The sequence below is a fragment of the Campylobacter jejuni genome (genome assembly GCF_001457695.1).
Taxonomy (GTDB): Bacteria; Campylobacterota; Campylobacteria; order Campylobacterales; family Campylobacteraceae; genus Campylobacter_D; species Campylobacter_D jejuni.
Genome location: NZ_LN831025.1, coordinates 912,680 through 938,186, shown reverse-complemented (window position 1 = coordinate 938,186; position 25,507 = coordinate 912,680). Strand labels below are relative to the sequence as shown.

Below are 25,507 nucleotides of genomic sequence, written 5' to 3'. Positions count from 1 at the left end.
TATAATTTCCTTTTTGGAGTTTAAAATGAATGATATTTTAATTATAATAGATGGTATTTTAGCAAAGCATTTCTTAGAAAGGCTTTGTTTTGAAAAAGGCTTAGGTTATTTTTTTACAGTAGTGTGTCAAAATAGTGAAAAAAATAACTTAAATATTTCTAGTGAGTATATTGACTTGCATTATTTTGATCCTACAAGCACAGCGCGTCTTGAAAATATTATGAGTAAAGATTTTAAACAGGCTTTTATTTATATGCAAGATGAATTTGAAACTAAAAAAAGTTATGAGGCTTTGCGTTCTTTAAATCCAAATTTAGAAATAGAAATAATGGATTTTTGGGGGTTAAGTGTTAATGATACTCATGCAAATTTAGCTGATGCTAGAATGACTTTAAGCCGTAGATTTATGGATTTTTTACCAGATATTGCTTTAACAGCTCAGTATATAGGACTTGGAGTTGGAGAGATTATGGAAGTAAAAATTCCAGCAGGGTCTATTTTTGCTTATAGGCACATAAGTTCAATACAACAAAAAAGGTGGCGCATAGTCCTTATTTATAGAAATTCTAAAATTTATTTTGTAAAACCATCTTTTGTTTTAGAGCCAAATGATAGCATTTTGATCGTTGGAGATCCTGTTGTTTTACAAAGTATTTTTCATAATATAAGAGGCAAAGCAGGGCAATTTCCTATGCCTTTTGGAAGTAATGTTTTTGCTTTAATTGATATGAAAAATATGAATCAAAATATGCAAGAAAGAGTGCTTGATACTACTTTAAAATTAACTCAAAAAAGCAATGCAAAAAGATTTTTTATACATGTTATCAATCCTAAATTAGGGGTAATGTATGAAAAATTAAAAAAACTTTCTGAGGATAAAGAAGGTGTGTTTTTTGATTATTTCAACACGGATTTTAAACAAATTTCCACATGGTTGCAAAATAATGATATAGGATTAGTTGTAACTGATATAAAAAATTTTGAGAAAGAAAAACAAGCTTTTTTTGATTTAAAAATTCCTATTATGAAAGTGGGTGAAGCTTCTTTTGATGAGCTTAAAGAAGCGATTATTTTAAGTGCTGATGAGAGTGAACTTGAAAACAATGCAAATGTCATTACTGATTTAAGTAAACAGCTTGATTTTGGAGTTATTTTATATTATTATAATCCAAATTCTCAAAATACTACAGATATGGAGGAGTATTTTAGAAGTTTATCTAAGCTTTATGATAAAAATATACAAATTATTAATAAAAATGATGAAAACCCTCTTTTAAATTTGCAATATCGCGAAGATTTGTTACAATTTGTGAGTTTTCAAAAAGAATTACTAAATAGAGATTTTGGCAGAAATTTAAGTACAAATTTAAATAGGCATTATTATAAAATGAGACAAAATTACCAACTTTTCATACCAGTAGAATAAATAATTAATTAAATGTGATAGAATAAACGCAAAAAGAGTAGTTCAATGCAAGTAGAAGTTAAGTTAAAAGAAAATGCTTATAAGGTTTATATTGATGAACTTGAAGAATTAGAATTTGATAGTAAGGTTTTTATACTTTCAAATCCTAAGATTTCAGGTCTTCATTTGAAAACATTACTTTCTAAAATTAAGGCAAAAGAAATTTTTATTGCCACTGTAAAAGATGGTGAAGAATATAAAAATTTAAGCACCATGGAAGAAATTTTAAACCAAATGTTTAATTCTAAATTGGATAGAAAAAGCGTGCTTATAAGTTTTGGTGGTGGCGTGATTAGTGATATGGGCGGATTTGCTGCTAGTATTTATCAAAGAGGTATTGATTTTATAAATATTCCTACTACACTTTTAGCTTGCGTTGATGCAGCAGTAGGTGGAAAAACAGGTGTTAATAATAATTTTGGTAAAAATCTTATTGGCACTTTTTATCAACCTAAAGCTGTATATTGTGAGGGTTCTTTTTTAAAGACTTTGAGCTCTAGAGAACTTGCTGCAGGCATGGCTGAATTTATTAAAATGGCAGCAATGTTTGATGATAGTATACTTGATTTTATAGAAAAAATTGATGAAAAAAGTTTCTTAAATGCTACTTGTGAGAATGAAATTTTTACTCAAATTATAGCAAGAAGCATAGAACTTAAATCAAGGGTTGTTGAACAAGATGAAAAAGAATCAGGGCTTAGAATGCTTTTAAATTATGGGCATACTTTTGCTCATGTTATAGAAAATTTTACAGATTATAAGCTTTATTTACACGGAGAAGCGGTGGCTATAGGTATGGTTATGGCAAATCAATTGGCTTTAAATTTAGGGTTTTTGGATAAAATGCAAAGTCAAAGAATAAAAGATATTTTACTTAAATTCGGTTTGCCAATATCATATAAAATCAACAATGTAGATGAATTTTATGAAGCTTTTTTCATGGATAAAAAAAGCTCTAATAAAAAAATCAATTTTGTTCTTGCTAGTCCTTTGGGTAAGGGTTTGATAAAAGGTGATATTTCTAAAGAAGATATAATTGCAACTTTAAGAGAATTCCAATGAAAAAAATTATTATTTTAACCTTTTTTGTTGTTTTTGCTTTTGGTGATGTAAATCGGACTATTATTAATAATATAAATGAGAAAATTAATACTTTAAATACTGTAATCAGTGCTAGTATTTGGAATATACGTTATGAAAATTTTATAAAATATCAAGATATAAATGATGAATTAATCATTTTAAATCTTAATTTAAAAAAGACTTCCGATATTCACCAACAAGAAGAACTTAAACGCAAGATAGCAAATTTAGAAGAGCAATTGAGCCTGCTTAAAGAATATAAAGATTTAAATTTTGCACAAAGTCTTAGTGCCCCTGATAATATAGAAACTTTATCTAAGCTTACTAATCCTTTGGCTATTATAGGAGCTTTTTCTCATATTAAGAAATTAAAAGGAGAAAAGGAAGAATATATATTTAAATTTAATGATTTTAAAAATTTAGTAGATAAAATCAGGGAAAAAAACTCAGAACTTAAGGAATTAGTTGAGCTTAAACCAAGTGTTGAGAATATAGAAGCTTTAAAAGCTTCGGATAAAAAGTTGGAAGAATTTGAGCAAGCTTTAAATTTTGCTAGTGTTTCTTATTCTGTTTATGAGAAAAAAATTGATGAAGAGCTTTCTCGAGTAAGTGCTGAGATTAAAGTTCAAAGCTTAAGGGCTGTAAATATACTTGTTGCTATTGTTATTGTTATAGCTATAGCTTTTATGTTGAAATTTATTGCTAAAAAATACATTAAAGATAGTGAAAGATATTATACTGCTACGAAGATTATTAATTTTATTAATATAAATATTATTTTTCTTATTTTGCTCTTTGCTTATATAGAAAATATTACTTATCTTGTAACTATACTTGGTTTTGCCTCTGCGGGCTTAGCTATTGCTATGAAAGATATGTTTATGTCTATGCTTGGATGGTGTGTGATTATTTTTGGTGGAAGTTTTAGAGTAGGGGATCGTGTAAAGGTTTTTCAAAATGATACTACCTATATAGGAGATATTATAGACATTTCTTTTTTACGCATTACTCTTTATGAAGAGCTTACACTTGAAACTTATAATAAAAATCGTCGTAGTGGGCGTATTATATTTATTCCTAATAACTATGTTTTTACAAATTTGCTTGCTAATTATACTCATCATGGTATGAAAACCGTGCTTGATGGCATTGATATAAGTGTTACTTTTGATAGCAATCTTGATAAGGCACAAGAAATTGTAGAAAATATTGTAACACGCCATGCCAAAGGTTATACTGAGCTTGCTAGAAAAAATATAGCTCGTTTACAACATGAATATAGTATTAAAAATCCTAAAGTGGAGCCAAGGTTTTTTATGTTTTTTGAACATTGGGGAATGCGAATTTCTGCATGGTATATGACCAATGCTTATGCGGCTTTGGTATTAAGAAGTACGATTAGTAAAGAGATTATAAAAGAATTTAATAAGCATAAAGATATAAAAATTGCTTATCCATCGCAAAATTTATATTTAGGAAATTTAAATCAAAATCATTTTGAACAACATCATGAAAATATGCATTTTCATGCAAGGAATAAAGATTGAAAGAAAAAGTTTTTTTTAAAACCTTTGGGTGTCGCACAAATATTTATGATACAGAGCTTTTAAAAAGTTATGTAAAAGATTATGAGATTATAAATGATGAGAATAAAGCACAAATTATCGTTGTAAATTCTTGCACGGTTACAAATGGAGCTGATAGCGGGATAAAGTCTTATGTAAATACCATGCAAAAAAAAGGCATTAAAGTTATACTTACAGGTTGTGGTGCTGTAAGCAAAGGTAAGGAGCTTTTAGATAAAAAGCAAGTTTTTGGAGTGCTTGGAGCGTCAAATAAAGATAAAATCAATGAATTTTTAGGAGCAAAGACAAGTTTTTATGAACTTGGAAATTTAAATTTTATTGATAAAGATATAGTTTGCGAGTATGAAAATCATACCAAAGCTTTTGTGAAAATTCAAGAAGGTTGTGATTTTGCTTGTTCTTATTGTATTATCCCTAGCGTGAGGGGAAAATCAAGAAGTGTGGATGAAAAAGCTCTTTTAAAACAGGTTGAAATTTTGGGAGCTAATGGTTATAGTGAAATTGTTTTAACAGGGACTAATATAGGTTCATATGGGCTTAAAAATGGCACAAGTTTAGGCAAGCTTTTGCAAAAAATGGGACAAATTTCAGGTATAAAACGCATAAGGTTAGGTAGTTTAGAACCCGCACAGCTTGATGAAAGTTTTTTAGAAATCTTAGATGAAGCTTGGCTTGAAAGGCATTTGCATATTGCATTGCAACATACAAGTGAAAAAATGCTTCGTATAATGAGAAGAAGATCACATACGGATAATGATTTAAAGCTTTTTAATACTATAGCAAGCAAAGGATATGCTTTAGGGACGGATTTTATAGTAGCTCATCCAGGCGAGAGTGAAGAGCTATGGCAAGAAGCTTTAAGAAATTTTAAAGAATTTCCACTCACTCATATCCATGCTTTTATTTTTAGTCCTAGAAACAACACGCATTCTGCTACCATGAAAGATGTGATAAATGGAACTTTAGCTAAAGAAAGGCTAAACACTTTAAAATCCATAGTAGAAAAAAATAATTATGAATTTAGGAAAAAAAATCAAGTTTCACTTGAAGTTTTGGTAGAAAATCAAAAAGATGGTTTTTTTGAGGGTTATGATCAGTTTTTTAATAAGATCAAAATTAAAAGTAATAAAGATATAGCTAAAGAATGGATCGTTATATCTGAATATGAAGTACAAGAAAAGTCTAACTTTGTAAATTTAAAAGGCTAGATAATGAAAAATAAAAAGATAATTTTAGCATCTTTTATGGTTTTATGTATGCTTTTGGGAATTTTATATTTTAAAAATGAACCTAAATATATAGATGAAAATCTTTATCAAAGTCTATTAAGCCAAAATTTAATCCAAAAAGCTGTGATTGATAAAGACGAAATTTGGCTTAAGGCAGAAGGTGAAAATTACATAATTATAAAAGATGGCATAGATATAAAAACACTTTTATCAAAAGTTCCCGTAGAGGTTAAAAAAGATAATACGCTTTGGGTGTTTTTTGTTTTACTTATTTTTATTATCGCACTTTTTATAAGTCTTGGTTATTTTGCTCGTAAAAAAGAGTTGGCTAAATATCCAATATCAAATAAGAATCAAAATCACACTCAAGCTCAAAATTCAAATATAAATTTAGAAAGTTCCCATATAAAACCTGTGATTTCAAATATTACTTTTAATGATGTAGCAGGTGTTGATGAAGTTAAAATGGAGCTAAGCGAACTTGTGGATTTTTTACAAAATCCTAAAAAATATAAAGAATTTGGTGTAAAAATGCCAAAAGGTGTTTTAATGGTAGGCCCACCTGGTGTAGGAAAAACATTGATAGCAAAAGCAGTTGCAGGAGAAGCAGGGGTGCCATTTTTTTATCAAAGTGGTTCAAGTTTTGTTGAAATTTATGTAGGTATGGGTGCAAAAAGAGTTAGAGAGCTTTTTTCAAAAGCTAAAATGATGGCTCCTAGTATAGTTTTTATCGATGAAATAGATGCTGTAGGTAAGGCAAGAGGAGAAATGTCAAATGTTGAAAGAGATAGCACTTTAAATCAACTTTTAACTCAAATGGATGGTTTTGAGGACAATAGTGGGGTTATAGTTATAGCTGCGACAAATAAAATCGAACTTATGGATCCTGCTTTATTGCGTTCGGGGCGTTTTGATAGGAGAATTTTTTTATCTTTGCCTGATTTTAAGGATAGACTTAAAATTTTAGAAATTTATATGAAAGATAAAAACAATAATGTCAATTTAAATAAAATCGCTAAAGCAAGCGTAGGTTTTAGTGGAGCAGGACTTGAAACTTTGGTCAATGAAGCAGCGATTAATGCTTTAAGAAGAAATAGTGCTTTAGTTGAGGAAAGTGATTTTTATGCTGTATTAAATAAAGTTCTTTTAGGCAAGAAAAAGATTTTGAGTTTTAATGATGAAGAGAAAAAAATTCAAGCCACTTATCAAGCTGCAAAAGCTTTGAGTGCGTATTATTTTGACATAGGATTTGATAAAATAACTCTCATTGAAGATCGTTTTAAAGAATATGAGCATAATATAAAATCAAAATCAGAGCTTATCAATCGTATAAAAGTTTATTTGGCTGGTTCTAGAGCTATGAGATTGATTTATAATGAAAGTTATACTAATTCACAAGATGATTTTTTAAAGATTAAAGAATTGCTTGATTATATGTTGAGTTTTGATATGTTAAAAGAGCCAAATTTAAATGAACAAAAAAAAGAAATGGATGAATTTTTAAATTCTATGAAGGATAAAATTTTAAAATTATCAGAGCTTTTGCTTGAAAAAGAAAAGATAGAACATGATGATGTTAAAAATATAATGCAGGTTTGATTATATTTTAATCATCAATTTCTTTGTGCAAGATAGTTCCATTGAAATCTATAAGAATTTTTACATCGTTATCAAGTTTAATCTTGTAATGGTTGATTTTTCTTTCGATTTCTCTAGCTTTTATATTTGGAAATTCATTTTTAATGATATTGGCTAAATTTTGAGGTAAAAAATCTAGATCAAAAGGAAAGGCTTTATTTTCAATTTCCTTCCAAGTTCCATCTATGTCAAATTCAAGTTCTGTCCCATCACTAAGATAGACTTCATAGGAATTTTTGTCTTTTTGTACGATCCCTATAGGTGCTTTGAAATTATGTTGTAAAAATTCTTTAGAAACACTTGGCAAATTATCAGCAGAAATTATTATATCAGCATTTAAAGATAAACTTAAAATAGTAATAATACTTAAAAATTTAATTTTCAATATTTTTCCTAATTATTTTTTAGTAAAATTGTAAAGAATTTATATGAATTTTATGTGAATTTTAAGACAATATTATAAAAAATAAAGGTTTTATACTTTGCTTACAATTTTTTTAATTTTTTTAAATATTTTATGTTATTTTTTGATTTCTTATGATTATTACAATATCCTTGGTTTGAATATTTTATTTTTTAATGGAGCTTATTGGCAACTTTTAAGTTCAATGTTTTTACATGGAAATTTAACTCATCTTATATTAAATATGATAGTTTTGTTTCAATTTGGGCGTATATTAGAAACTTATTTGGGTGCTTTGCGTTTTATTTTTATTTATTTTGTTGGCGGGTTGTTATGTTCGCTTTTAAGTGTTTTTTATGTGTATTTTGATTTTAAATATTTTGGAGAAAATATAAATGTCATAGGCGCTAGTGGTGCAATTTGTGTTTTAATGGGCTTTTATGCTGTTCTTGATAAAAATAGCACAAAAGGACTTATAGTGGCAATTTTACTTATGAGTTTTGCGCCATTGCTTATAGGAGTAAATGTTGCTTGGTATGGTCATATTTTCGGGTTTATGTGTGGTTATATTTTAGCTAAAATAAAAGAGGTAAAATGAAAAAAATTTATATTATAAGACATGCAAAAGCAAGCAAGAGTGGAGATATTGATGATTTTGAAAGAAAACTTACTAAGAGTGGAAAGGAAGATTTAAAAAAGCTTTTTAAAAATCTTGCCTTGCATGAAATTCATCCTGATTTGGTGCTATCAAGTCCTGCTGTTAGAACCGCTAAAACAGCGAAAAAAATAGCCAAATTTTATAATTTTGATAAAAATAAAATTTGTTTTGATAAAAGATTGTATCTTTGTAATGTTGAAAATTTGCTAAAAATTCTGCAAGATATTGATGATGAGTTTAATGAAGTATTTTTAGTGGGTCATAATCCTAGTTTAATGGAGCTTGGAGAGTTATTAAGTTCGCTATGTTTAGCTTCTTTTCCAACTTCTTCTATCTTGTGTTTAGAATTTGATATTAAGGAATTTAAAAATTTAAAAAAACATAGCGGAAAATTAGTTTTTTTTGAACATGTACGCAAGTTAAAAGAAGAAAAAGATTTGGGTTTTTAGTAAGAGATTGACTCTTACTTCCAACCTTCTATATAATTTTTTAGTTTTCTTCCTACTTTAGGGTGTTTGAGTTTTTTTATAGCTGAGCTTTCTATTTGTCTCACTCTTTCTCGAGTGACATTAAGCTCTTTTCCAATTTCCTCTAAAGTTCTATCACTTTCATCATCCATTAAGCCAAAACGCATACGAATTACCGCTTTTTCTCTATCGTTTAATTGATCTAAAACTTCATCAATTTGTTCTTTTAAATCATCCTTTAAGATATGATCCATTGGAGAAAGTGAATTTCTATCTTCAACAAAATCTCCAAATTTACCATCATCTTCATTTCCTATTGGGGCTTCAAGAGAAATTGGTTCTTTTGTGATTTTAATAACTTGTTTAACTTTATCTATACTTAAACCTACTTCTTTAGCTATAACACTGACATCAGGTTCTTTTCCATCTTTTTGTAGATGTTCGCGGATAATTTTGTTAATTTGATTGATGGTTTCTATCATGTGGATTGGAATTCTTATGGTTCTTGCTTGGTCAGCTATAGCCCTTGAAATAGCTTGCCTGATCCACCAAGTTGCATAAGTGGAAAATTTATAACCCCTTTTGTATTCAAATTTATCCACAGCTTTCATTAAACCTATATTTCCTTCTTGGATAAGATCTAAGAAAGGTAGGCCACGATTTGTGTAGCGTTTAGCTATGCTTACAACAAGACGTAAGTTTGATTTTGCCATTCTTCCTTTTGCTTCATCAGAGATTTTTTTACCGCGTTTAATTTGCTCTAAAATTTCTTTTAAACGTGATTTTTCAAGATCAAAGCTTTTTTCACTAGCTTCTTTAGTTTGAAATAGTTTTTTAATTTCCATATAAGTGCTTACCATGGTTGTTTCTAAAGCTCGCTCTGTGATTTCTTCTTTGCTCAATTTTGTAATATCTTTTAAAATATCTGCATGGCGTTTTTTAAGTTCATCAGAAAACATAGGTAAGCGGTATTCTAAACGCTTAAGTTCTTTGTCAAATTCTTCATCGCTTTTTAGTGCAGTTTCCATTGACTTTACGATTTCACTAATAAGTTTTGAAGTAGGGCCTAGATCCATTAATTTTTCTTTTAAAATATTTTTTTTGAACGCAATGCTTAATTTATCTAAAAGTTCATCTCCGCTTTCTTTGTCTTTGGATGTTTTTAGCCAATCTTTTTTAGCTTTTTCTAGAGCTTTAAATTTTTCTATAACTTTTAAAGTTCTTTCATCTTCTTTTTTGCTGTTTTTTTTAGTATTTTCTTCATCTGATTCTAATTCTGTTTCGTTTTCTTCATCTTCATCTATATCAAGTTCATCAAGTTTATCATCACTTTTTTCTTCATCGTCAAAGCTTTTAAATAGTTCTTTTACCCTTCTTTCTCTGTTTATTAAAGGTTCTTTATAATCTAAAATAAAATCTATCAAATAAGGTACAGAACAAAAAGCATCAATGATAATATCTTCGCCAAGTTCTATTTTTTTGGAAATTTCAATTTCTTCATCTTTGTTTAATAAAGCAATTTGTCCCATTTCTCTTAAATACATACGAACAGGAGAGTCTGATCTGCTCCATTCTAATAAATCGTTTTCATTGGCTAAATCAAATTCGTTCTCAAGGCTTGTATCTTGGAGTTTTTGTTTTTCTTCTTGAAGTCTTTTTGCATCTTCTATGTTTTTCATTTGTGCAATTTCGGCTGCTGAAAAAAGTTGCACTTTGTGTTTTTTCATTAATGCTTGTACTTTTTTAGCGGTTGATGCACTTGGTTGTTTTGTAAGATATTTTACCAATTTTTCATATGTGATATAATCTTTTGCATTTTCTTGAAATAATTCTTCTAATTCAGCTTCTTGAGTTTTGGCGTTCATTGATTATCCTTGAAATTTATATAAGCTTTGGATTTTATCTAAAAATTGCTTAACTTTCTATATAAATCGGTTATTATGCTTATGATTTGAATATTTTTTCAAATTTTTCTAAAGCTCTGTTAAAATTATAATTTTTTCTTTTTAAGGTATAAAATTTACGCTTTAGGTCGATATTTTTTAATTTAATTTCATAAAGTGTTGAATTTTTTAATTCTTTTTCTATGCTTTTTTTGGAAAAAATAGAGATTGCTTTTTTTTGTAAAACAAGTTCTTTAATTGCAGCCATTCTATCAAGTTCAAGAAAAATATTAAGTTTTTTTGAGCTTGCACCAATTTCGTTTAAAAATTTATCCCTTAAGCCTGAGCCTGCTTCTCTTAAAATCCACTTTTGTTCCAAAAGTTCATCGATATAAAATTCTTTTTCATTGAGTTTTTTATCACTTGTAGCTACTATAAGTTCATCATCTTGCCAAAAATTTATTTCTAAATTTTCATACTCCATTAAAGCTGGATCAAGTTCTGCTTCAATGATTGCAAATTCTATATTTCCGTTTTTTAGTAAATTTAAACATTCTTTTGAATTCTGCGTTTGAGAGCGAATTTCTATGTTTTTAAATTCTGCCTTAAAATCAAATAAAATAGGAGCTAAAAAATGTTCAGAAATGCTTTGAGTTGAGGCTATTTTTATTTCCCCTAAGAGCATACTTTCGTCGTTTAATTTTTCTAAGCTTTGGTAGTAGGCTTGTATAATTTTTAACCAATTTTTTCCTAGTTCTAAAGCTTTTGGTGTAGGTAAGAGTTTTTTTCCAAGTCTTTCAAATAAAATGCCATCAAATTTATTTTCTAAATTTTTAATTACTATTGAAACATTAGGTTGGGTTATGGAAAAATTGTTGGCTGTATGAGTTGGACTTTGAGTGTTTAAAAGATCTAAAAATATTTCCATATCTTTGATTTTCATGAGTGATTCCTTTATTTAATAAAAAAAATTTATTATAAAAATTAGAATAATATATTTTTATAATTTTAATAAAAAAAATATAATAACACAAAATTTACAAAAAGGAAAATAAATGAAAACAAGTTTTTTAGCACATAGCGTGGCTATAGTGCGATCAAATTTTAAGGGTTTGCTTTTTACTGCTTGTATAGTGATTTTTGCTATGTATCTTTCTAGTGTTCAAAGTATCAAAGATACCACTCATTTAGCAGCGACTGCTTTTGCTATCATCGTAGGAGTGTTGCTTTCTCCTTGGTTTTTTAAATACCAACATCATTTTCAAGCCGGAGTGCATTTTAGTGCGAAAAAACTTTTAAGACTTGGCATTGTTTTATATGGTTTTAATATCACTTTAACTGAGCTTTTAAGTGTAGGGTTGAAAGGGTTTTTGCTTTCTGCTATAGTGATATTTTTTGTTTTTATTATTGCTTTATTTGTGGGAATGAAAATTTTTAAACTCGATAAAGAAACTTCTATGCTTGTTGGAGCCGGAAGTGCGATTTGCGGTGCGGCAGCGGTTTTAGCACTAGAGTCAAGTTTGAAAAGTGATCCTTTTAAGGGAATTTTAGCTGTAGGTACGGTGGTGATTTTTGGACTTGTGTTTATGTTCTTATATCCCATAGCTTTTTCTTTAAATCTTTTTCCTTTTTTTGATCAAAATGCTATGGGTGTTTTTATGGGAGCTACTTTGCATGAGGTGGCAAATGTCGCAGGTGCTGCTGAAATGGCAAAGGATATGGCAGGATTTGAGCAAGGTGCTTCTAATGTTGCAGTGATTATAAAAATGATGAGAGTGATTTTACTTGTGCCTTTTTTGCTTATAGTGACTTATTTTTTCGCTAAAAATCAGCATTCAAGCAGTGGAAAAACTGCAAAAAGTATCACTATACCTTATTTTGCTTTTGCATTTTTAGGCATGATAGTTTTAAATACTTATTTAGCAAGCAAAGAAAGTATTTTAGGTATTGCTACGAGTGATATTATCTCTTTAGGTAAAACACTTTGTACTTTATGTATCGTTTTTGCTATGGCAGCTTTAGGCTTGCAAATTGACTTTAAAAAATTTTTAAAAAGTGGCTCTAGGGTATTTGGCTTGGCTTTTGTTTTAGGGCTTGTTTTGATTTTTGGAGGATATTTTTTAACCTTAGCTTTTAAAGGTATACTTTGGTAATAAAAATTATTTTTTATTTTAGAAAATTTTATTTTATTAATCAACTAAGAATATAATTTAATTCATTAATTAAATTTATTAAAAAGGAATAAAGATGAAAAAAATTCTTGTAAGTGTTTTAAGTTCTTGCTTGTTAGCTTCGGCTTTAAGTGCTGTATCTTTTAAAGAAGATAGTTTAAAGGTTTCTTTTGAAGGATATAAAACTAAAGATATGATAGGAATAAAAGGTGAATTTAAAAATGTAGAATATAAATTTTCTAAAAATACAAAGGATTTGGCAAGTTATCTTAAAGGCGCTAAAGCTACCATAAAGCCAAGTAATGCTTTTATGGGTGAAGGCAATGATATTATAACCAATAATATCACAAAAGTATTTTTCCCTGCTTTATTGGGAGATACGGATATTAAAGTTGTTTTTCAAGATGTGATTGCGGGTGAAAATAAAGGCGTTATTTCAGCAAAAATTACTATGGATAAAAAAAGTACTATTGTGCCTTTAACTTATACCATCAAAGATAATAAATTTGAAGCTAAAGGACAACTTGATTTGCATACTTTTAAAAATGGTTCTAAAGCATTAAAAGCATTAAGCGATGTGGCTGCAGGACATGGTGGAATTTCTTGGCCTTTAGTGGATATCAGTTTTAATGCTGATTTAGCAGAATAAAAAGTAGCCTTAGGGCTACTTTAAAATACAATATTTTCTTAAATTATTTTCAAAAATTTCATAATCTTTTATATTTTCAAGTTCTTGATAAACTTCACTGCCTTTCCATAAAATAAAAACCGTATTGTCATCTTTTAGATTTTTGCAAATTTCAAGCAAAGGCTTGACATCCATTAAGGCTCTTGAAGTGATGATATCGGCTTTAAAGGTATTTTGGCATTCTTGAACTTTTTCTTTGTAAATATGTAAATTTGAAAGTTCACATTCTATTTTTAGTGTCCGCAAAAATGCAGCTTTTTTGGGATTGGGTTCGAAAAGATGAAAATTACTTTGCAGTAAAAAGGCTAAAAATACAGCTGGAAATCCTGCGCCACTTCCTATATCGGCAATATTTTTTGCTTTAGAAAAATCATAAAAATCTAAAATTTTAATACTATCAAAGATATTTTCATCTATATTTTTTAAATGAGTAAGATTGTGAATGCGGTTAAATTTAGATAATAATTCTTTATAAATTTTTACCTTTTCTTCAAAGTTTTTTAAATCGTAGTTTTGCAAAAAATCATAATCTTTAAAAATCATTTATTTAAGATGTCCCATTTGAGTTTGTTTTATGTTTAAATACTCTACATTAAAACGGTTAGGTTCTATTAAAATCGGTATGCGTGTGATGATTTTTTCTTTGATAGAATCTAGCTTTTCAGGGTTATTTGTGAGTAAATTAACCTTAGAAATTTCATAGTGTTTGAGTATAAATTCTACAATTTCATAAGTTCTCTCATCGGCTTTAAAGCCAAGCTGATGATTTGCTTTAATCGTATCAAAACCTTTATCTTGTAAAGCATAAGCATTAACCTTATTAAAAAGCCCTATGCCTCTTCCTTCTTGCCTAAGATAAATCACCATTCCGCCGTTTTTTTCTATATATTTGAGTGAAAATTCAAGCTGTTCCCCACAATCACATTTTAAACTTCCTAAAGCATCTCCTGTTAAGCACTCTGAATGAATTCTTAGATTGAGTGTGTCTTTTGGAGTATTTTTAAATATACATAAATGTTCTTTATCATTTTCTTTGAAACTTTGTATTTGGAAATTTCCCCATTTGCTAGGTAAATTCGCAATTTCTGAAATTTTTATTTTCATTTACTACTCTCTATAATCAAATTTATGTTAAGATTTTAGCAAAAAAAGGACAAAAAAATGTTTAAAAGATTTAGAAGATTAAGACTTAATGAAAACTTAAGAGCTATGGTAAGGGAAAATTCTTTAAGTGTAAATGACTTGATTTATCCGCTTTTTGTGGTTAATGGAACGGGGATAAAAAAAGAAATTTCTTCTATGCCTGATGTGTTTCAAATGAGTTTAGATGAAATTTTAAAAGAGTGTCAAAATGTAGTTAACTTAGGTATTAAAGCCATTATACTTTTTGGTGTTTTAGAAAATGAGAAAAAAGACAGTTGTGGAAGCGATGCTTTAGATGATGAAGGGCTTGTTGCAAGAAGTATAAGAGAGATTAAGAAAAATTTTCCAGATCTTTTTATAATCAGCGATCTTTGTTTTTGTGAATACACAGATCACGGGCATTGTGGGATTATCGATCCAAAAACAAAAAGTGTGGATAATGATGCCACTTTAGAAATTTCAGCCAAACAAGCCTTAGTTCACGCAAGAGCAGGGGTAGATATGATAGCACCTAGTGGAATGATGGATGGTATTATCACTACTTTGCGCGAAGCTTTAGATAAGGAAGGTTTTGAAAATTTGCCTATAATGGCGTATTCTACTAAATTTGCTTCAAGTTATTATGGGCCATTTCGAGATGTAGCAGAATCAGCTCCAAGTTATGGAGATAGAAAAAGCTATCAAATGGATTTTGCTAATGGTAAAGAAGCTTTAGAAGAAAGCTTAGAAGATGAAGCGCAAGGAGCTGATATTTTGATGGTAAAACCCGCTCTTGCTTATCTTGATGTGGTTAAAGAAATATCTTTTCATTCTAACTTGCCTTTGTGTGTTTATAATGTAAGCGGAGAGTATGCTATGTTAAAGGCAGCTAAAAATACAGGAGTGATTGATTATGAAAAAGTTTTGTATGAAACTATGATAGCTTTTAAAAGAGCAGGGGCAAAGCTTATCATCACTTATCATGCTAAAGAATTAGCTAAAATGTTAAAAGGAGAAAAATGAAACATTTTTTAACTTTAAGAGATTTTTCTAAGGAGGAAATTTTAAGCCTTGTAAATCATGCTAGTGAGCTTAAAAAAGAGCCTAAAAAACTTTTACAAGATAAAACTTTAGCAATGATTTTTGAGAAAAACTCTACAAGAACAAGAATGGCCTTTGAACTCGCAATAACAGAGCTTGGCGGAAAGGCTTTGTTTTTAAGCAGTAATGATTTACAACTTAGTCGTGGCGAGCCTGTAAAGGATACAGCTAGGGTGATAGGAGCGATGGTTGATTTTGTAATGATGAGAGTCAATAAGCATGAAACTTTACTCGAATTTGCAAGATATTCCAAAGCTCCTGTGATCAATGCTTTAAGTGAGCTTTATCACCCTACTCAGGTTTTAGGAGATTTGCTTACTATCAAAGAATGGAATAAAATGCAAAATGGTATAGCAAAAGTTGCTTTTATCGGAGATAGTAATAATATGTGCAATTCTTGGCTTATTGCGGCTGCGATTTTGGGCTTTGAATTTAGTATAGCTATACCAAAAAACTATAAAATTAGCCCTGAAATTTGGGAATTTACTATGAAACAGGCTTTGATTTCAGGAGCTAAAATTTCCTTAGGCCATGATAAATTTGAAGCTTTAAAGGATAAAGATGTAGTCATCACCGATACTTGGGTTTCCATGGGCGAAGAGAATGAAAAAGAACGCAAGATTAAAGAATTTGAAGGATTTATGATCGATGAAAAGGCTATGAGCGTTGCCAATAAAGACGCGATATTGCTTCATTGTTTGCCTGCTTATAGGGGTTATGAAGTGAGTGAAGAAATTTTTGAAAAACATGCAGATGTGATTTTTGAAGAAGCAAGAAATCGCCTTTATGTGGTAAAAGCCTTGCTTTGCTTTTTGAATAATCAGAGAGGAAGAGAATGAAAGAGCTAGAAAAGTATAGCACTTGCTTAAAACGCATTGATGAATTTAGTCAAAATCTAGGAATAAAGAAAAAAGATAGAACGATTTTTAAAATGAAGCAAAGCGAGAATGAAAACGAAAAATGTTTAGTTCTTGAAAATGGAAGTTTTGATTCTCCTGAGCCTTGGTTTGTGATCGATGAAAACGATGAAATTCACACTTTGCTTTCTTTACAAAGTCTTAAGAATATACTTGAAAATTTAAAACAAAGTCAAAAAGAGAATTTTGAATTGCGTTTAGAAAAGGCGATTTATCAACAAATTCCTGTAGATTTTAACGATGTTTGGACGGTTGCCATGGATGAGATCAAGCAAAAGGCACAAAATGGTACTATGGAAGTTAGTATTGATCTTGAAAAATTAATTTCTAAAATCAAGCAAGAGCATCCAAATTTGTTTGTAGATATGCAAGCGATGATAGAAAGGGTAAACCAAAATGAGAGATTATAAAGCTTTTGTAAAATACTCTAAAGCAGGACCACGCTACACTTCTTATCCTACAGCAGTAGAGTTTAATACAAATTTCAAATACGAAGAATATATAGAAATTTTAAAAAAGCAAGATAGATCTTTATCGCTTTATTTTCATTTACCATTTTGTAGGAGTGCCTGTTATTTTTGTGGTTGTAATGTCATCTATACTGCAAAAGAAGAGAGTAAAGAAAGGTATTTAACTTATATCTTTAAAGAGCTTGATATTTTAAGTACTATTTTAGATACTAAAAGAGAAGTGGTGCAAATGCACTTTGGGGGCGGAACTCCAACTTTTTTTAGTGCTAAACAACTTCAAAATTTGATTTTAAAAATCAGATCTGTTTTTGGAAATTTTTCTAAAGATGCAGAGATTAGCTGTGAGATCGATCCGCGTTTTTTAAATGAGGAACAAGCCACAGTTTTAACGCAAAATGGCTTTAATCGTATCAGCTTTGGAGTGCAGGATTTTGATGAAAAAGTTCAAAAAGAAATTCATCGCATCCAGCCTTTTGAATTAACACAAAATGCTTTAAATCTTGTAAGAAATAAAGGCATAAAGTCTGTAAATATGGATTTAATTTATGGTTTGCCTTATCAAAAATTACAAAGCTTTACACAAACTTTAGAAAAAGTTATGCTTTTAAACCCTGATCGTTTGGCGATTTTTAATTACGCTCATGTGCCTTGGCTTAAGAAAAATATGAGAAAATTTGATGAAAATACCTTGCCAAGTCCTGATGTGAAGCTTGAAATTTTAGAATTTTGTGAGAAATTTTTAAGCAAAAATGGCTATAAAATGATAGGAATGGATCATTTTGCAAAAGAAGATGATGAGCTTTTTAAAGCTTTAGAAAATGGAACTTTACATAGAAATTTCCAAGGTTATACCACCAAAGGCGGTGCTGATTTAGTCGGTGTTGGACTTACAAGTATAGGCGAAGGACAAAGACATTATGCGCAAAATTTTAAAAATATGTCAAGTTATGAAGCTGCATTAGATAGAGGAGTTTTGCCTTTTGAAAGAGGTGTAGCTTTAAGCGATGATGATGAGCTTAGAAAAGCAGTGATTATGGAGTTAATGGCAAATTTTAAGCTTGATATCAAGTCAATAGAAAAAGAATTTTGCATTGATTTTCAGGAGTATTTTAAAGAGGATTTAAAAGCTTTAGAAGAATACAAAGATTTTATTAATTTTGATGAAAATTTTATCAAAGTCAATGAAACAGGCGTTTTGCTTATAAGAAATATTGCCATGTGTTTTGATGCTTATATGAAAAACATTAGTGAAGATAAAAAAGTATTCTCAAAAACGGTGTAAGATGAAATTTAGTCAAATAAGTGATGCTTGTGTTAAATGTGGCAAATGTATACCTGTTTGTACTATACATGAAGAAAATCGCGATGAAATTACTAGTCCAAGAGGATTTTTAGATCTTTTAGCTGCTTATAAAGAAGGAAGTCTAGAACTTAATAAAGAAGCTAAGAAAGTTTTTGAATCTTGTTTTTTATGCACCAATTGTGTTGAAGTATGTCCAAATAAATTAAGAGTAGATAATGCCATAGAAGAAGTTCGTTATGATATAGCTAAAAAATTTGGTATAGCTTGGTATAAAAAACTTATTTTTTTCTTTTTAAGAAGACGCAAAATTTTAGATTTGGTAGCTAAGCTTGGCTATGTGTTTCAAAGTTGTGCGTTTAAAATTCAAAATGAGAATGAAAATACAGGTATGAAGGCAAGATTTTCCATGCCTTTTGTTAAAAAGGGAAGATTACTTACAAGTTTTAATAAAAAAAGCTTCTTAAATTCTAATCCAAAATTTATCAATAATGATGGAGAAAAAACAATAGGTTTTTTTGTAGGTTGTTTGGCGAATTATTTTTACATAGATACGGCTAATGCGGTGCTTAAAATCACTAAGGAATTAAAAATCAATGTGGATTTGATGAAAGAACAAGTGTGTTGTGGAGCACCGCAATTTTTTACGGGTGATTTTAAAAGTGTTGAAGTTTTGGCTAAAAAAAATATTGAGTATTTTGAAAAAAAATTAGAAAAATTAGATGCTATTATAGTTCCTGAGGCCACTTGTTCGGCTATGTTAAAGATAGATTATGAACATTTTTTTATAATGCAAAATGATTTAGACTGGGCAAAACGCGCAAAATGTGTGTCATCTAAGATATATATGGCTAGCGAGTATTTTTATAAATTTACTTCTTTGGAAGAAATTTTAAAAACAAAAAATAAATTTAATTATAGCATTACTTATCACGATCCTTGCCATGCAAGAAAAATGCAAGGGGTTTTTAAAGAGCCAAGAGAACTTTTAAAAACAAATTATCATTTTGTAGAAATGAGTAATTCTAATACTTGTTGCGGTTTTGGCGGGGTGAGTATGCAAACGGATTATTATGATAGAGCCTTAAGTGTAGGGCTTAAAAAAGCACAAATGATCGATGAAAGTAAGGCTAGTGTGGTAAGTGCCGAGTGTTCAGCTTGCAGAATGCAAATTTCAAATGCATTAGAACAAAATTCAAGCAAGGTTGTTTTTGCTAGTCCTTTAGAACTTATAGCAAAAGCTTTGTGATGATGAAGATAGTATTTAAAGGCAAAAGTTCTGAATATGAAATTCAAAGATCGTGCTTTTGTGTTGATGCTTTTGTGATTAAAGATAAGATTGAAGAACGAGATGGTGTTGATTTTATCACTTCAAATGTAGATCTTTTGGAATTTAGTGATGACAGTTTTACTTTTGAAGAAATTGTAAAACATTTTAATATTTGTGATAGTGAAGATATGATTATCGTTGAAGATTTTGACATGAAATCAAACAAAGATAATCAAAACCAAGAAGATGATATAGAACACAACATCTTAAAATCCGAAAAAATAATACATGAAAACACAAAACAAACAAGTATGCAATTTAAAAATTTAAAATTTTTTTCAAGAATTTTTAAAAATGAAAATTTTCTTTCTGATTTTAAAGAAAGTAAGCAAGAAGTTGTTACTATCAAAAAACATGAAAAACTTGAAATTTTTAAAAATTTATCTCAAGAAGATCAAGAAATTAGCTTTGTTAAAATTGAAATTTTAAATTATGATAGTAATGAAGATAGTTTAAGCTTTAATCTTGATATATTTCCAAGCGGTATGAGCTATAAGTATGGAATTTTAAAAGGTTCTATGCATATTATTTTACAAGGTAAAACTTCTAGTACGATGCTTTTTCCGTTTTTAAAAAGTATGATTTATAAAAATAAAAGCGAAAATTCAAGTGAAAAAATTTTTACTTTAATGATAAATCAGAAAAAACACTATAAGCTTATCGCAAATCTTTCTTAGTTTTATTTTATTATATTTTCTATATTAGAGCGATTTTTTTCAATTAAAGAGCGATTTTTTTGAGTTGTTTCTTTAAGATCGGCTATATCTTCTTTCATATTTTGTATGTTTTGGTTGAGTAATTTTATCTTTTTTTCATAGCGAGTAACGATGATAAAGACTACAAATAAAAATATAATAATCAAAAAAATAAATGCTAAAAATTCCATATTTTTCCTTTTTAAAACTAGATTTTGAAATATATCATTTAAATACTTCAAAAAACTTTTACGGGTTTTTATTTTGTATTTTAGTTTTTTTATCTTTAAACTTATATATAAATTTTCAAAAAGTAACAAAAAAATATATAAAAAATAATTAAATTAAAAAAATAATTAAAGATAATAAATATCTTATTTTTTTATGTTATATTTTAATAAATATCTAAAAAGGATTTTAATATGGAAAAATCACTTTTATTTCATTTTAGACGCATTGGAGTTGAATTTATAATTTTTAGTGTTTATGCTGTTTTTAGTATCTCTTGGGCAGCGACAGGGTCTTAATGCCTTTGATTTCAAATGATCTTGCCTTAAATACTCAGCAAGCTACTTTAATCACTAGCATGATAGTAGTTGCGAAAATTTTTGGTGCTTCATTTATTGCTTTTTTGGTTTATAAATTCGGATTAAAAAAGGGATATTTTTTAGGCTGTATTTTAATGAGTTCGGGTATCTTTTTAAGTTTTGTAGATAGTTATAGCGGTATTTTGATTATAAGATTTTTAACAGGGCTTGGTTCAGCTTGTGCTTTAGTTTGCTTAGTGCCTATTGCACAACAATGGTTTGAAAAAAAGCTTTACATTTTGTAATTAGTTTTAATATAACTTCAAATTTGGTAGGCATTACCCTAGGACTTGTTTTAGCTGAAAGCATCTCAAATTATTTTGGAAATTGGAGAGATTCTTTATCATTTTATGCTTGGATTAATTTGATTTTATTGATTTTGTGGCTTTTTGTAGATAAAGATGAGAATAAAAAAGAAGAAAAAAAGAATAATGCAAAAGATCTTATTTATGCTCTAAAATCTCGTGTTACTTGGGGTATGATTATTTTTTACATAGGACCTATTTTATTTTTAAATTCTCTTTTTACTTTTTTACCAACTTTTTATGCACAATATGCAGGTTTTAGTAAAGAATTAGCTGATTTTGCTAAAAAAGAAATTCCAGCCTTGGCTAATTTTGCTATTATTTTTGGTCCTTATCTTGGATTATTTTTTAAAAGAAAAAATATTTCTTTTAAAATAATGCTATTGTCTGGAGGAGCGTGTATTTTTATATGCGGATTTTGTATGTTGTTTTTACAAAATTTAGTATTGATACAGATTTTTGCTGTGTTATCAGGCATTTTTTATTCTATGTGGTTTCCATTTTTCTGTAATCTACCTTCAGAATTAAAAAATTCCAACCCAAATCAAACTGCTTATATTATGAGTGCTTTTTGGAGTATTACATTTGTTATACTATCATTTAACCTATGGATAGTATCTTGGAGTGTTGATAAAACCCATAGTTTTACTTTGGGTTTTGTTTATATTTTTGCTTTGATTTTTATTTCAGCGATCTTAGCACAATTTGTTTTACCTAGAAGAGAAAATTTTATACAAGGAGAAAAATAGAATGAATTTAATTCCAGAAATACTAGACTTACAAGGCGAATTTGAAAAAATTCGTCATCAAATTCATGAAAATCCTGAGCTTGGTTTTGATGAATTATGTACTGCAAAATTAGTGGTGCAAAAATTAAAAGAATTTGGTTATGAGGTTTATGAAGAAATAGGAAAAACAGGCGTTGTAGGGGTTTTAAAAAAGGGAAATAGCGATAAAAAAATAGGACTTCGTGCAGATATGGATGCTTTGCCTTTACAAGAATACACAAATTTGCCTTATAAAAGCAAAAAAGAAAATGTAATGCATGCTTGCGGTCATGATGGACATACTACTTCTTTATTGCTTGCTGCAAAGTATTTAGCAAGTCAGAATTTTAATGGCACTTTAAATCTTTATTTTCAACCTGCTGAAGAGGGTTTGGGTGGTGCTAAAGCAATGATAGAAGATGGATTGTTTGAAAAATTTAATAGTGATTATGTTTTTGGATGGCACAATATGCCTTTTGGTAGCGATAAGAAATTTTATCTTAAAAAAGGTGCGATGATGGCTTCTTCGGATAGTTATAGCATTGAAGTTATTGGAAGAGGTGGTCATGGAAGTGCTCCAGAAAAAGCAAAAGATCCTATTTATGCTGCTTCTTTGCTTGTTATGGCTTTACAAAGCATAGTATCTCGCAATGTTGATCCCCAAAATTCAGCAGTTGTAAGCATAGGAGCTTTTAATGCAGGACATGCTTTTAATATCATTCCAGATATTGCAACGATTAAAATGAGTGTTAGAGCATTAGATAATGAAACTAGAAAGCTAACTGAAGAAAAAATTTATAAAATTTGTAAAGGTATTGCACAGGCTAATGATATAGGGATTAAAATCAATAAAAATGTTGTTGCACCAGTGACTATGAATAACGATGAAGCTGTGGATTTTGCTAGTGAGGTTGCAAAAGAATTATTTGGCGAAAAAAATTGTGAATTTAATCATCGTCCTTTAATGGCAAGTGAGGATTTTGGATTTTTTTGCGAAATGAAAAAATGTGCCTATGCTTTTTTAGAAAATGAAAACGACATTTATTTACATAATTCTAGTTATGTTTTTAATGATAAACTTTTAGCTAGGGCTGCAAGTTATTATGCGAAGCTAGCTTTAAAATACTTAAAATAAAAACTAATCTAGAATTTCAAGCACAATTTCTTCCCTTAAACCTTTGATTTGAATTTCTTTGAGTTTTAGGTTTGAAGGAAGGTTTGCTAAAAGCTCTTTATTGTTTTTTACTTGGTTTTTTGCACTTATGGAGAGTAAAATTCCCCTATAAGCTTTAGCAAAATGACTGATGACTTTACCATTTTTTACAAATTTATAGGTATAAAATTTCTTTTTTGGGGTATAGAATTTATCATAAAATCCTGCTCTAAGGTCAAGTATTTCCTCATTTTTTAAGTATTCATCTAAGGCTTTACTAAAATGTTCTTTATAAAATTTCTCTATGGCAAAATTTCCTATTTTAGCCCCTTGCTTGAATTTATAAAAGGGTAGGGTATCATTAGCTCTTACAACGCCAAAAAGATTAGAAAATATAAGAGTATTTTCTAAAATATAAGCTTGACTTTTTTTATCTAGGATTTTAAAATTAAGATATTCATAACTTACCCCAGTATAAAGCAATATAGCTTCTTGAGTGGGAGCTTGTTTTAAGTCGTGTTTAAATTTATCAATTTCATTTTCATTTTTAATGCCAAAAAGTTCTTGTAAATTTTGTAAACTTGCGTTTTTGATAAATTCTTCATAATGCTTTAAAGCTTCCATTCTATAAGGAAATAATTCTTTAAATATAAATGAGTTTTCATTGATAGGATTTTTTACGCAATTTTCATTTTTGCTTTCGCTAGGGGAGAAAAGTATTTTCAAGATTTTTCCTTAAACATTTATTTTTTAATAAAGGTAGCTAAAAGCTTGTAAATTTTGGCTTAATTAAAATTTATTATTATTTAGTTATAATCTAAATTTTTGAACTTTTTAATAAAAGGAATATTATGAAAATCTTTTTTAGAAATTATCTTTTTTTAGCAGCTATAACTTTCATAGCTTTTATTTTACCTGGATTTTTATTTTCGCTCTATAATGACTATATATTTCGTTTTGAGTTGAATAGTGTTTTAGCTTTAGGTGCGGCAGCTTTAATTTTTCCTTTGGTGCGTCCTAGGATTTTTATAGTTTGTGTATTTGGACTTTTTGCCCTGATGGAGTGTATCCAATTTTCGCATTTATATTATTTTAACAAACCCTTAAATATTTTTTCTTTGCATTTAATGTTTATTGAATTTGGAGAAGTGGCTAAAACGGCTTTAGTGGGGGGGGGTATTATTTAAAGGCTTAATTCATATAGTTATAATAGTTCTTACTTATGTTATTTTAAGTATTTTTTATTTTAAAATTTCAAGAAAAACTAATTTTATTGCCACAGTTTTGGCGATTTTTGCTTTAAGCATCTTACCTTATAAGGCAGTTTATAAAACCGATAGGCTTGTTAATTTTTCTCCTAAAAATGATAGTATTTCTTTATATAACACTTTAAGAACTTTTAGCGGTTATTTTTTCTTATATTTACGCATGCCTCAAGCGCCTATACCAGATTATCCTGAATATACTTATGATTATAAAAATATAGCAGATCGTAATGTTATTTTAATTTTAGGTGAAAGCACTAATGCAAATCGCATAGGACTTTTAGGCTATGAAAGAAATACAAATCCTTTGCTTAGTGAATGGGCAAAAAATGATAAAAATTTTGTAGCAAAAAGAGCAATTTCAAGTGCTGTTTTGACTCGTGTGGCTGCACCAAGCTTATTAAATATTGCTTATAAACCAGACAATATTAAGCATATTTTAAATGAGAAAACGCATCTTGTATATTTAGCCAAGAAAGCAGGATTTAAAACTTTTTATTATAGTGCACAAACCATTAGTGAACTTAGCGATATAAGTTCTGAAAATTTAGATGAATTTTTTACAAGAGAAAATTATTATTTTGAACACAAACAGTTGGGTGATTTGTTGGTTTTAGAAAAATTAAAAGAAAATCAAGATAAGTTTTTACATGGGAAAAATTTTGTTATACTGCATCAAAGAAATGCACACTCTCCTTATCAAAGAGGCTATAGAGCGTATCAAAAAGCAGATGTTTTTAAACCAATGACTCGTGAAAATACTTATGATAATGCTATGATTTTTAACGATTATTTTATTTCTAGTGTATTTGAAGTTTTTAAAAAATTAAGTCAAAAAAGTGGCATTCCAACCTATGTAATTTTTATACCTGATCACGCAGAAGCTATGGGAGAATTAGGAAGAGATGGACATGCTGAATATGGACATTCTTTTTTAAGTGCAAATGTGGCTAATATTCCTATTTTTGCTACCACTTTTAATGTTAAAAATGATGATTTTATAACTTATCTAAAACAAAGTAAATTGCCAACTCATTATGAGCTTGCTAAATTATTAGCCAAGGAAATGGGGTATGATATTCATAATTCTTTAGAAGAGCCTAATGTGTTTTACATTAATGGTGTCGATATTTCTGGAAATGCTGGTTATATTAAAGTTTTAAGAGATGGAGATAAGGCAAAATTTGAATATTTTGATAAAGAATAATTGGCTTTAAGAGGAAT

Annotated in this window: 27 protein-coding genes; 20 read left to right on the top strand and 7 right to left on the bottom strand. The window is 28.9% G+C overall.

Going from position 1 to position 25,507, the window contains the following annotated elements; all coding sequences use genetic code 11:
• Window positions 1-25 precede the first annotated feature (25 nt).
• The 5 genes from AT682_RS04875 to AT682_RS04855 are packed head-to-tail and all read left to right on the top strand — an operon-like array spanning window position 26 to window position 6,962.
• Window positions 26-1,426, top strand: a complete 1,401-nt coding sequence (locus AT682_RS04875) for a COG3400 family protein (RefSeq protein ID WP_002883019.1) — start codon at window positions 26-28, stop codon at window positions 1,424-1,426.
• A 45-nt stretch (window positions 1,427-1,471) separates the two neighbouring features.
• Complete coding sequence (gene aroB / locus AT682_RS04870; RefSeq protein WP_002883017.1) at window positions 1,472-2,527, top strand: 3-dehydroquinate synthase; 1,056 nt, start codon at window positions 1,472-1,474, stop codon at window positions 2,525-2,527.
• On the top strand, window positions 2,524-4,095 hold the full coding sequence (locus AT682_RS04865; protein WP_002856191.1) for a mechanosensitive ion channel family protein: 1,572 nt from the start codon (window positions 2,524-2,526) through the stop codon (window positions 4,093-4,095). Before aroB ends, AT682_RS04865 begins: the two co-directional genes overlap by 4 nt.
• A complete protein-coding gene (gene mtaB, locus AT682_RS04860; RefSeq protein WP_002856047.1) occupies window positions 4,092-5,342 on the top strand; it encodes a tRNA (N(6)-L-threonylcarbamoyladenosine(37)-C(2))-methylthiotransferase MtaB in 1,251 nt (416 codons plus the stop codon). The genes AT682_RS04865 and mtaB overlap by 4 nt, the downstream gene beginning before the upstream one ends.
• A 3-nt stretch (window positions 5,343-5,345) precedes the next feature.
• Window positions 5,346-6,962, top strand: coding sequence for an AAA family ATPase (locus AT682_RS04855; protein ID WP_002856307.1), 1,617 nt, complete (start codon window positions 5,346-5,348; stop codon window positions 6,960-6,962).
• Between the two features lie 7 nt (window positions 6,963-6,969).
• On the opposite strand, the gene AT682_RS04850 is transcribed toward AT682_RS04855, so the two are convergent.
• Entirely contained in the window at window positions 6,970-7,386 is a 417-nt protein-coding gene (locus tag AT682_RS04850) for a PepSY-like domain-containing protein (protein ID WP_002856369.1), read from the bottom strand.
• Window positions 7,387-7,483: 97 nt separating this feature from the next.
• Between AT682_RS04850 and AT682_RS04845 the strand changes: the two genes are divergently transcribed.
• Window positions 7,484-8,002 carry a rhomboid family intramembrane serine protease gene (locus AT682_RS04845; RefSeq protein ID WP_002883012.1) on the top strand — a complete coding sequence of 173 codons (519 nt, stop codon included), beginning with the start codon at window positions 7,484-7,486 and terminating at the stop codon, window positions 8,000-8,002.
• Entirely contained in the window at window positions 7,999-8,511 is a 513-nt protein-coding gene (locus tag AT682_RS04840; protein WP_002883010.1) for a SixA phosphatase family protein, read from the top strand. The genes AT682_RS04845 and AT682_RS04840 overlap by 4 nt, the downstream gene beginning before the upstream one ends.
• 14 nt (window positions 8,512-8,525) lie before the next feature.
• On the opposite strand, the gene rpoD is transcribed toward AT682_RS04840, so the two are convergent.
• Window positions 8,526-10,394 (bottom strand): RNA polymerase sigma factor RpoD, encoded by a 1,869-nt coding sequence (gene rpoD, locus AT682_RS04835; RefSeq protein WP_002883008.1) that lies wholly within the window; start codon window positions 10,392-10,394, stop codon window positions 8,526-8,528.
• 79 nt (window positions 10,395-10,473) lie between these two features.
• On the bottom strand, window positions 10,474-11,355 hold the full coding sequence (locus AT682_RS04830) for a LysR family transcriptional regulator (protein ID WP_002883007.1): 882 nt from the start codon (window positions 11,353-11,355) through the stop codon (window positions 10,474-10,476).
• A 112-nt stretch (window positions 11,356-11,467) separates the two neighbouring features.
• On the opposite strand from AT682_RS04830, the gene AT682_RS04825 reads away from it, so the two are divergent.
• Window positions 11,468-12,565 carry a YeiH family protein gene (locus tag AT682_RS04825; RefSeq protein WP_002856085.1) on the top strand — a complete coding sequence of 366 codons (1,098 nt, stop codon included), beginning with the start codon at window positions 11,468-11,470 and terminating at the stop codon, window positions 12,563-12,565.
• Window positions 12,566-12,659: 94 nt separating this feature from the next.
• Window positions 12,660-13,232, top strand: a complete 573-nt coding sequence (locus tag AT682_RS04820) for a hypothetical protein (protein WP_002883668.1) — start codon at window positions 12,660-12,662, stop codon at window positions 13,230-13,232.
• 15 nt (window positions 13,233-13,247) lie between these two features.
• Here AT682_RS04820 and rsmG read toward each other — a convergent pair whose 3' ends face one another.
• Complete coding sequence (gene rsmG, locus AT682_RS04815) at window positions 13,248-13,814, bottom strand: 16S rRNA (guanine(527)-N(7))-methyltransferase RsmG (protein ID WP_002883670.1); 567 nt, start codon at window positions 13,812-13,814, stop codon at window positions 13,248-13,250.
• Complete coding sequence (ribA, locus tag AT682_RS04810; protein WP_002855920.1) at window positions 13,815-14,375, bottom strand: GTP cyclohydrolase II; 561 nt, start codon at window positions 14,373-14,375, stop codon at window positions 13,815-13,817.
• Between the two features lie 57 nt (window positions 14,376-14,432).
• Between ribA and hemB the strand changes: the two genes are divergently transcribed.
• Genes hemB through AT682_RS04780 form a run of 6 tightly spaced genes read left to right on the top strand, consistent with a single transcriptional unit; the run spans window position 14,433 to window position 20,188 of the window.
• Complete coding sequence (gene hemB / locus AT682_RS04805; RefSeq protein ID WP_002853477.1) at window positions 14,433-15,416, top strand: porphobilinogen synthase; 984 nt, start codon at window positions 14,433-14,435, stop codon at window positions 15,414-15,416.
• Window positions 15,413-16,333 carry an ornithine carbamoyltransferase gene (gene argF / locus AT682_RS04800; RefSeq protein ID WP_002883673.1) on the top strand — a complete coding sequence of 307 codons (921 nt, stop codon included), beginning with the start codon at window positions 15,413-15,415 and terminating at the stop codon, window positions 16,331-16,333. Before hemB ends, argF begins: the two co-directional genes overlap by 4 nt.
• Window positions 16,330-16,821, top strand: coding sequence for a DUF2603 domain-containing protein (locus AT682_RS04795; RefSeq protein WP_002883674.1), 492 nt, complete (start codon window positions 16,330-16,332; stop codon window positions 16,819-16,821). Before argF ends, AT682_RS04795 begins: the two co-directional genes overlap by 4 nt.
• Entirely contained in the window at window positions 16,808-18,163 is a 1,356-nt protein-coding gene (hemN, locus tag AT682_RS04790) for an oxygen-independent coproporphyrinogen III oxidase (protein ID WP_002883675.1), read from the top strand. Before AT682_RS04795 ends, hemN begins: the two co-directional genes overlap by 14 nt.
• A 1-nt stretch (window position 18,164) precedes the next feature.
• Window positions 18,165-19,430 (top strand): (Fe-S)-binding protein, encoded by a 1,266-nt coding sequence (locus AT682_RS04785; RefSeq protein ID WP_002883676.1) that lies wholly within the window; start codon window positions 18,165-18,167, stop codon window positions 19,428-19,430.
• Window positions 19,427-20,188, top strand: a complete 762-nt coding sequence (locus AT682_RS04780; protein ID WP_011049828.1) for a DUF5416 family protein — start codon at window positions 19,427-19,429, stop codon at window positions 20,186-20,188. Before AT682_RS04785 ends, AT682_RS04780 begins: the two co-directional genes overlap by 4 nt.
• A 2-nt stretch (window positions 20,189-20,190) precedes the next feature.
• Here the strand turns inward: AT682_RS04780 and AT682_RS04775 are convergent, their stop codons facing one another.
• Window positions 20,191-20,397: a membrane protein gene (locus AT682_RS04775; RefSeq protein ID WP_002853356.1), complete on the bottom strand. Its 207-nt coding sequence runs from the start codon at window positions 20,395-20,397 to the stop codon at window positions 20,191-20,193.
• A gap of 335 nt (window positions 20,398-20,732) precedes the next feature.
• On the opposite strand from AT682_RS04775, the gene AT682_RS09220 reads away from it, so the two are divergent.
• Genes AT682_RS09220 through hipO form a run of 3 tightly spaced genes read left to right on the top strand, consistent with a single transcriptional unit; the run spans window position 20,733 to window position 23,000 of the window.
• Complete coding sequence (locus tag AT682_RS09220) at window positions 20,733-21,038, top strand: MFS transporter (RefSeq protein WP_250485443.1); 306 nt, start codon at window positions 20,733-20,735, stop codon at window positions 21,036-21,038.
• A 23-nt stretch (window positions 21,039-21,061) separates the two neighbouring features.
• Window positions 21,062-21,847 carry an MFS transporter gene (locus AT682_RS09215; RefSeq protein ID WP_250485442.1) on the top strand — a complete coding sequence of 262 codons (786 nt, stop codon included), beginning with the start codon at window positions 21,062-21,064 and terminating at the stop codon, window positions 21,845-21,847.
• Window position 21,848: 1 nt separating this feature from the next.
• Window positions 21,849-23,000 (top strand): M20 aminoacylase family protein, encoded by a 1,152-nt coding sequence (gene hipO, locus AT682_RS04750; RefSeq protein ID WP_002883157.1) that lies wholly within the window; start codon window positions 21,849-21,851, stop codon window positions 22,998-23,000.
• Window positions 23,001-23,003: 3 nt separating this feature from the next.
• Here hipO and AT682_RS04745 read toward each other — a convergent pair whose 3' ends face one another.
• Complete coding sequence (locus tag AT682_RS04745) at window positions 23,004-23,744, bottom strand: YaaA family protein (protein ID WP_002883156.1); 741 nt, start codon at window positions 23,742-23,744, stop codon at window positions 23,004-23,006.
• Window positions 23,745-23,869: 125 nt separating this feature from the next.
• Here AT682_RS04745 and AT682_RS04740 point away from each other — a divergent pair, with 125 nt between their 5' ends.
• Window positions 23,870-24,205, top strand: coding sequence for a hypothetical protein (locus AT682_RS04740; RefSeq protein WP_002883155.1), 336 nt, complete (start codon window positions 23,870-23,872; stop codon window positions 24,203-24,205).
• Window positions 24,206-24,302: 97 nt separating this feature from the next.
• Window positions 24,303-25,490, top strand: a complete 1,188-nt coding sequence (locus AT682_RS04735) for a sulfatase-like hydrolase/transferase (RefSeq protein WP_002883154.1) — start codon at window positions 24,303-24,305, stop codon at window positions 25,488-25,490.
• The last annotated feature ends 17 nt before the right edge of the window (window positions 25,491-25,507 follow it).

Bases quoted from the DNA above. Each gene is read 5' to 3' on its own strand.
- AT682_RS04840 (WP_002883010.1), top strand. From the start codon at position 7,999: ATGAAAAAAATTTATATTATAAGACATGCAAAAGCAAGCAAGAGTGGA.
- AT682_RS04855 (WP_002856307.1), top strand. From the start codon at position 5,346: ATGAAAAATAAAAAGATAATTTTAGCATCTTTTATGGTTTTATGTATG.
- rsmG (WP_002883670.1), bottom strand. From the start codon at position 13,814: ATGATTTTTAAAGATTATGATTTTTTGCAAAACTACGATTTAAAAAAC.
- AT682_RS04830 (WP_002883007.1), bottom strand. From the start codon at position 11,355: ATGAAAATCAAAGATATGGAAATATTTTTAGATCTTTTAAACACTCAA.
- AT682_RS04865 (WP_002856191.1), top strand. From the start codon at position 2,524: ATGAAAAAAATTATTATTTTAACCTTTTTTGTTGTTTTTGCTTTTGGT.
- ribA (WP_002855920.1), bottom strand. From the start codon at position 14,375: ATGAAAATAAAAATTTCAGAAATTGCGAATTTACCTAGCAAATGGGGA.
- AT682_RS04740 (WP_002883155.1), top strand. From the start codon at position 23,870: ATGAAAATCTTTTTTAGAAATTATCTTTTTTTAGCAGCTATAACTTTC.
- hemB (WP_002853477.1), top strand. From the start codon at position 14,433: ATGTTTAAAAGATTTAGAAGATTAAGACTTAATGAAAACTTAAGAGCT.
- AT682_RS04825 (WP_002856085.1), top strand. From the start codon at position 11,468: ATGAAAACAAGTTTTTTAGCACATAGCGTGGCTATAGTGCGATCAAAT.
- AT682_RS04795 (WP_002883674.1), top strand. From the start codon at position 16,330: ATGAAAGAGCTAGAAAAGTATAGCACTTGCTTAAAACGCATTGATGAA.
- AT682_RS09220 (WP_250485443.1), top strand. From the start codon at position 20,733: ATGCCTTTGATTTCAAATGATCTTGCCTTAAATACTCAGCAAGCTACT.
- AT682_RS04775 (WP_002853356.1), bottom strand. From the start codon at position 20,397: ATGGAATTTTTAGCATTTATTTTTTTGATTATTATATTTTTATTTGTA.
- AT682_RS04785 (WP_002883676.1), top strand. From the start codon at position 18,165: ATGAAATTTAGTCAAATAAGTGATGCTTGTGTTAAATGTGGCAAATGT.
- AT682_RS04875 (WP_002883019.1), top strand. From the start codon at position 26: ATGAATGATATTTTAATTATAATAGATGGTATTTTAGCAAAGCATTTC.
- hipO (WP_002883157.1), top strand. From the start codon at position 21,849: ATGAATTTAATTCCAGAAATACTAGACTTACAAGGCGAATTTGAAAAA.
- AT682_RS04820 (WP_002883668.1), top strand. From the start codon at position 12,660: ATGAAAAAAATTCTTGTAAGTGTTTTAAGTTCTTGCTTGTTAGCTTCG.
- argF (WP_002883673.1), top strand. From the start codon at position 15,413: ATGAAACATTTTTTAACTTTAAGAGATTTTTCTAAGGAGGAAATTTTA.
- aroB (WP_002883017.1), top strand. From the start codon at position 1,472: ATGCAAGTAGAAGTTAAGTTAAAAGAAAATGCTTATAAGGTTTATATT.
- rpoD (WP_002883008.1), bottom strand. From the start codon at position 10,394: ATGAACGCCAAAACTCAAGAAGCTGAATTAGAAGAATTATTTCAAGAA.
- hemN (WP_002883675.1), top strand. From the start codon at position 16,808: ATGAGAGATTATAAAGCTTTTGTAAAATACTCTAAAGCAGGACCACGC.